Genomic DNA, 5,325 nt, shown 5'->3' with positions numbered 1-5,325 from the left:
GTCGTAATACGCCAGTTTCAATAGTGGATCAATCAAGCGCGACGCCACTTGCGGGTTAGACTGGTTTAACGTCACCAAGATCTCTTTTAAGAATCGATACCCTGCACCATCTTTAGCATGAAAACGTGCCGGGTTACGATTACAAAATGCACCAATTAAACTCCGTATACGGTTAGGGTTTTTCAACGTAAATGCTGGGTGCGACATTTGCGCTTTTACTTGCTCTAACGCATTATCGGCTGGATTGGCGCCTTGCAGCATAAACCATTTATCCATTACCAACCCATCATGCTGCCACTGATCACTGAAGCCTTTCATCAGCGGCTCTCGGCAAGGCAATTGTGCACTGTTTGCTGCGCTCAGGGCTGCCATAGTATCTGTCATATTGTGCGCTTCTTGATAATGCTGCTCAACATAGCCATTGCCATTTTCTGTATGGGCCAAGTAACTCAAACAGGCATTACGCAAGGCACGCTCACCCATCGCTTTGTGTGTGATTTGATAATCCGTTTGTGCATACTGACGATACACAGCAGCAAGCTCATCCACCATATGATCAGCAAACTGCTGTTTAAACGCTGCCATCACTTGGTGAATAGCATCCACGTCGACCGTTTCAAACCAACCTGCTACCTCTGTCTCTGAAGGTAAATTGAGCACTTCAGCAATCAAGGCAGGATCGGTATTGTCACTCAGCAACACACCACGGAAGGCATCAACTACGGATAAGGGCACATCGATCGGTTGGTCATCTTGCACACGCGCTACATTCGCTTTGATATGCTTAGCCAGTAAGCTTTGGCCCGCATCCCAGCGCGCAAAGTCATTCCGAGCGTGCTGCAATAAGAACGCCAACTCATCGTCCTGATAATCATATTCGAGTTTAACCGGTGCTGAGAATTCGCGTAGTAGCGATAGGACCGGTTGCTCATCGACATGATCAAACAGATAGGTTTGCTCTGCTTGTGTGACCGCCAATACGTTAGAAACCGACTCTCCGTGACGCTGTAACTCAATCACACTGCCATCTTGACGGTACATTTCGATATCGAGCGGAATATACAGCGGCTGCTTTTCTTGCTGATCAGCCGTCGCCGGCGTGTGCTGTGTCACATGCAGCGCCAGTTGCTTGGTAGCCGCATCATAGGTGGATGAAACGGTCAGCACCGGTGTACCTGACTGGCTATACCACAGACGGAACTGGGTAAGATCAATGCCTGATGCCTCTTCCATCGCTTGGACGAAATCATCACAGGTCGATGCGGTACCATCATGGCGTTCAAAATACAGCTTCATCCCTTTTTGGAAAGCAGATTCACCGAGAATGGTGTGCATCATACGAATGACTTCACTACCCTTTTCGTACACAGTTAGGGTGTAGAAGTTATTCATCTCAATCACCTTTTCAGGGCGGATTGGATGAGACATGGGGCTTGCATCTTCAGCAAATTGCGGGCCACGCACGATGCGTGCATTGCTGATGCGGTTGACGGAGCGCGACCCCAAGTCAGAGGAGAACTCTTGATCACGGAAAACCGTTAACCCTTCTTTGAGGCTAAGTTGAAACCAATCCCGACAGGTAACACGGTTGCCTGTCCAATTGTGGAAGTATTCGTGGCCAATCACCGCTTCAATACCCAGGTAATCGGTATCGGTTGCCGTCTCTGCATTGGCAAGCACATACTTGGAGTTAAAGATATTTAGGCCTTTGTTCTCCATCGCGCCCATATTGAAAAAGTCGACGGCAACAATCATGTAGATATCGAGATCGTATTCTAAGTCAAATCGCTCTTCGTCCCACTTCATGGCGTTTTTCAGTGACACCATGGCGTGGTCGGCACGATCTAAATTGCCTTTATCGACGAATATTTCTAACGCGACATTGCGCCCTGAGCGCGTTTCAAACGTGTCTCGCAAGACATCAAAATCACCGCCCACCAAGGCGAATAGATAGCTTGGTTTAGCATGGGGATCGTGCCATTCAACCCAGTGACGGCCGTCATCAAGATCACCCGCCGCCATTTTATTACCGTTACTAAGCAAATAAGGGTACGTCGCTTTATTCGCAATCACTTTGGTGGTAAATCGCGCCAGTACATCAGGACGGTCTAGGTAATAGGTGATACGACGGAAGCCTTCTGCTTCACACTGGGTACAATACGCACCGCCAGAAATGTATAACCCTTCTAACGCAGAGTTATTCTCCGGATCTAGCTGGGTTTGAATGGTCAAAGTAAAGGCGGCGGGGACATCGCGAATAATCAATTTACCCGCTTCTTCGCTGTATGCCGTCCAGGTGTCACCATTAATATCCAGGCGCACCAGAGTCAGATCATCACCATCGAGTACGAGATCCGTCGCGCGTTCATTAAGACGTTTTATCTGACTGACTGCTGTCACCAGGGTCTTATTCGGATCAAGATCGAACTCAAGATTGATATCCGTGATAGTAAAGTCCGGTGCGCGGTAGTCATCACGGTATTTGGCGGTAGGTTGTTGAGACATGTTATTTCCTTTTTATCGGGTGTACCTCAGCCAACGAATTGTATTCATTCGCCTTTAGGACGATGTGCATGCCATACCATACCGCGGCTGAGCAAAGATGACTATAGGTTTAACAGTTTGTTATCAAATGTTTGCGTTTACATTTAACGCGATGGCGACAAAGGATTAACGCCCGCTCAATGGGAGACAGACAAAGACACATCGCTGTACTAAAAACAAACGGTAGTGGTTAAAAGCGCAACAAAATGTCAACGAAGCCTGCCAATCCATGCGGAAATATAANTGAAAACCTTGCCTATCTGCGCGAACAGCTTATCGACCATATTCACCACATGGGGACACTCCGTTTCCAAGCGGACGAGATTGATTATCTCTCCTCGTTAGATTTGTATCAGGCTGATTTTCTCGCCTACCTCTCGCACTTCCAGCTCAACCCTCAACAGGTGACGGTGTCCATTGAAGAGGGGCAACTTGCTGTGCATATCGATGGGCCATGGTGTGACGTTATTCTGTGGGAAGTGCCACTGCTTGCGATTATCTGTGAGCTACGCAATCGCGCTTGCTATCCAGAATTGGGAGTCGCGGATGCCTTAGCGCGCCTTGACGACAAACTGGCACACTTACCGGCCGATGGCTACTCGGATGACTTTCATCTGGTTGATTTTGGTACACGCCGTCGTTTTTCGCGCGATGTCCATCAGGCTATCGTCACGCGTTTACACGCCGTTTATCCACCGCTAAAGGGGACCTCGAATTGCTGGTTGGCAAAGCAGCTAGGGCTTCCTCCGGTTGGCACACAAGCGCATGAGTGGTTTCAAGCCCACCAACAACTGGCGGGCGATCTAGCAGATTCTCAACAGCTCGCGCTTAATGTATGGCTACGCGAGTATCCGAATAGTCTTGGGATCGCCCTTACCGACTGTATCAATATGGATGCCTTTTTGCGCGATCTTGATGCGTCTCTATCTCAGGCATTCAGTGGCTTACGTCACGACAGCGGCGATCCCATCATCTGGGGCGAAAAAGCCATTGCGCACTATCGCCACCACCATATCGATCCCAAAGATAAAACACTCGTTTTTTCAGATAGCTTGACACTGGCTAAAGCCATTCATATTTATCAACACTTTGCGGGTAAGGCGAGTACGTCGTTTGGGATTGGCACACAACTGACTTGTGATCTACCCAATGTGAAAACACTAAATGTGGTGATCAAGCTGACCAGCTGCCAAGGCAAACCGGTTGCCAAAATATCGGATGAACCGAACAAGGCGATTTGTAAGGATGAGGCGCATTTATCGGCACTAAAGGCCGCATTTAATTTGTCGCCGTGAATCACTGCTTTGGCCCGTAAAATGCCGTGACGATAACCGACTTTTACGGGCTGAACGATTCTTGACACTGCTATTCTTGGCGTTGCCGTTGTAATACCGCTTCCATACCAAATACATCATTGGTTAATCGCAAAGTATCAGCGGCCAGTTGGTATTGCGACGAATGACGCCCTTCTTTGTAAATCAACATTAAGTGATCCCCCTCGACCAAATAGACGCCTCGATGGGTCACTGAACGGCCACTATCGCCTCTTACTTGCATCGCAAACAAAAAGTCTGGACGCAACTTTAGCGACACACCGTCTACGTCTTCGCTAACATCATCACCTTCAATACTGTTTGAACGCCACAAACCACTCAGGTTGTCTGGAAGCAACTTCGTAAAGATAGCCCCCTGTAATTGCAACTGGTGATGATTCAGTTGATAAGCATGTACCTGATCCGTGCCATTCTCATCATAAAGCCTCAGTGTTTGCTGAGTAACGCTATATTGGCCGGCCGCTGTTTCCAGCTTTCCGTTACGACGTAACATATCGATACGAAATTCATAGTGGGAGTTAAAGGAGATATTAATTGCTTTATAAGGATGAGGGGTTGATGTTTCGCTTGCTTCACTAAACCAGTACCATTGCCCCAGCAGCAAAGGCACGTCAAAGCGCCCTAAATCCTCGCTATGCACTGGCCATGCCATAAACATGGCAAGTGTGATCCCGTAGAAATAACGCATACCTTCCCCCTACTGATGGTGATGCCTTATTACTAAGATTAGACCTAGTTCTCATTTTGAGTGAAAAAAAGCCCAGGTCGGATGACCCAGGCTTGTAGTGATCACAGTCGTGTCTTTTTCGGGCGCACTACTCGTTAAGAGATGACTCGTTAAGAGATGACTCGTTAAGAGATGACTTGTTAAGCGATGTCGTGAGATTAACCAGATCTCGCGTAATACTGGCGGCTTCGTCTAGGTAGGCATCGGGCTCTTCATACTCTTTAGGTACATCATCGAGTGACTTGAAGCGAGGCTCACCCATGGCTTCTTGACGTGCATTTAAACGCGCTAAGCGGTCTGCATCTTCGTCATCCATCTCTTGACGTCGTACTTTCTCATTTAAAGACAAGGTATTGTCGTCCTTCTCTTTTTGATAGCGCGCGATATCTTGACGAATAAAACCGAACTCTCGATCGTCAGCAATCCTTGCTTGATGACGTTGCGCGAGGGTATCAATCACTGATTCAGGCAAAGACTGTGCCTGATAATCCGCTTTTTCAATACGATCCCAAGGCAATGCATTGTCTTCCATACTTTCACCGGTTTCATCAGGCGATACAGGCGATGGAAACGCAATGTCAGGTACGACACCTTTATTTTGGGTACTGCCGCCACTGATGCGATAAAACTTTTGGATTGTATATTGCACGTAACCCAGTGGGTTATCGAACAAATCGTAAATATGGTTGAGCGAACGATGCTGTTGCACTGTTCCTTTAC

At 47.8% G+C, this 5,325-nt stretch carries 4 protein-coding genes; 1 reads left to right on the top strand and 3 read right to left on the bottom strand.

From position 1 onward, the window contains the following. A partial coding sequence (pepN, locus tag BZG79_RS13720; protein ID WP_077774681.1) for an aminopeptidase N occupies positions 1-2,505 on the bottom strand: 2,505 nt, incomplete at its 3' end. Between the two features lie 245 nt (positions 2,506-2,750). Here pepN and pncB point away from each other — a divergent pair. Next, entirely contained in the window at positions 2,751-3,839 is a 1,089-nt protein-coding gene (pncB, locus tag BZG79_RS13715; protein WP_077774680.1) for a nicotinate phosphoribosyltransferase, read from the top strand. 70 nt (positions 3,840-3,909) lie between these two features. Here pncB and BZG79_RS13710 read toward each other — a convergent pair whose 3' ends face one another. Then, positions 3,910-4,566, bottom strand: coding sequence for a hypothetical protein (locus BZG79_RS13710; RefSeq protein ID WP_077460561.1), 657 nt, complete (start codon positions 4,564-4,566; stop codon positions 3,910-3,912). Between the two features lie 127 nt (positions 4,567-4,693). Continuing rightward, positions 4,694-5,325, bottom strand: a 632-nt coding sequence (locus BZG79_RS13705) for a carboxy terminal-processing peptidase (protein WP_199877895.1), incomplete at its 5' end; no start/stop codon positions are given.

This window comes from Salinivibrio sp. MA427, from assembly GCF_001996115.1.
Classification (GTDB): domain Bacteria; phylum Pseudomonadota; class Gammaproteobacteria; order Enterobacterales; family Vibrionaceae; genus Salinivibrio; species Salinivibrio costicola.
The sequence above is the reverse complement of the archived record's forward strand: the minus strand, read 5'-3'. Positions and strand labels throughout refer to the sequence as shown.

Bases quoted from the DNA above. Each gene is read 5' to 3' on its own strand.
- BZG79_RS13710 (WP_077460561.1), bottom strand. From the start codon at position 4,566: ATGCGTTATTTCTACGGGATCACACTTGCCATGTTTATGGCATGGCCA.